We start from the raw sequence: 1,627 nt of genomic DNA, 5'->3' as shown, positions 1-1,627 counted from the left end.
TAATAATTAGATTTATAAGATTATTGTTGTACAGCTATTTTATATAGCACTTTATGATTATGGCAATTTGCCTACTCAAAGTCTGTTACAAAGGTAAGACTTTGGTTATGGTTATTATTAATGACTTTTTTTATGTCATAATTTTTGATATCAATATATGTGATGGGCTGTGATACCATAATGTGCTTGTCGTTACAAACATAAAGCAATTATCATTGTTGACGCTCGTTTTACTTCTACCACTCACGCCAGTTCAGTGGCGCTCAATATAGTCAGCATCCTTGTGAACAATACTGTTAGTCAGAATAAAAATAACGCCTCATCACGAAACCTTTCAACCAATTCGCCATCGTGGATACTAAAGCTCACGATTGGTTTGATTGGTATGTTTGCTTTTTTGCAGGTGTACTCTATCCAAGCAGTGCTACCAGTCCTAATGGTGGATTTTTCAGCGACCGAAGTACAAGTAGGTATGGTTGTTGGTGCGACGATAATGGCAATTGCTATTATGTCTCCGTTTCTTGGTATGCTTTCTGATGCAGTGGGGCGCAAGCCATTTATCGTTGGGGCGTTATTATTTTTGGCGATACCCACAGCGCTAATCGCGCAGAGTCCAAGTATTGGTTGGCTAGGTCTATGGCGCTTTATGCAGGGGTTATCTGTGCCAGGTATTACGGTCGTGACGATTGCATATATCGGTGAGGAGTTCGAAGGACGAGTAGTGACGGATTTGATGTCATTTTATGTGTCGGGTTGCGTATTGGGTGGTTTTCTCGGGCGGTTTTTACTCGGACATTTACACGAGCTCATTGGCTGGCGTGCTGGCTATTATGTGATGGCAGCGATGACGCTTGTTGGCGCGATGTGGGTATGGAAAATGCTACCGTCATCACAGCAATTCGTGGCCAACCCCAACTTTCGAGCAGCGATACAGACGCTTGGAGAACATTTAACCAACCGTTATGTCGTGACCGCCTGTTTGCTTGGGGCCTGTGTATTATTCTCGCTAGTGGGCTGTTTTACCTTCATTAACTTACATCTGGCCAATACGCCTTATGAGCTGAGTACAGGTGCACTGGCCAATATTTTTGCAGTTTATTTGATAGGGGTCATTATTACCCCTTTATCAACCACGATGTTACGTCGATTTGGCTCAGCACGTACCGTTAGAGTGGCGATCTTTATCTCTATGATTGGTGTGTTGATCACGTTAGTAACGCCATTATGGGGCGTGATAGTAGGGCTGGCTATTATGTCTTCTGGTGTATTTGTTACCCAAGCGGCGACCATCAGCTATATCGCAGTCAATGTTAAAAAAGGTCGGTCATTGGCGTCTGGTCTGTATTATCTAGGTTATTATACAGGCGGGACTCTAGGTGCTTGGCTTTGCGGTATGGTTTATGCACGTGGACAATGGACGTTGACGGTTGGACTACTAGTGTTCGTACAAGTTTTAGCCTTGCTGGTTGCCAGCTTTGGTATGGTAAAGACAAAATCGCGTACTACTTAAAATCTAAGGATTCGTTAACACAACGATATAAAGCAGGAAACCATAATAAACGAATGCACAGTGTCCTGGTGTTTACGTGTGCATACTTTACATGGTATAGGTTTTTTCTTACTATCG

At 42.8% G+C, this 1,627-nt stretch carries 1 protein-coding gene; it reads left to right on the top strand.

Annotated elements, in window-relative coordinates; all coding sequences use genetic code 11:
* The first annotated feature begins 355 nt into the window (after nt 1-355).
* On the top strand, nt 356-1,510 hold the full coding sequence (locus ACT3RN_RS15445; protein ID WP_318779566.1) for an MFS transporter: 1,155 nt from the start codon (nt 356-358) through the stop codon (nt 1,508-1,510).
* The last annotated feature ends 117 nt before the right edge of the window (nt 1,511-1,627 follow it).

The organism is Psychrobacter sp. AOP5-GZ1-6 (assembly GCF_052376345.1).
Classification (GTDB): domain Bacteria; phylum Pseudomonadota; class Gammaproteobacteria; order Pseudomonadales; family Moraxellaceae; genus Psychrobacter.
Note: the sequence above shows the minus strand (reverse complement) of the source record. Positions and strands in the feature narration are given on the sequence as shown.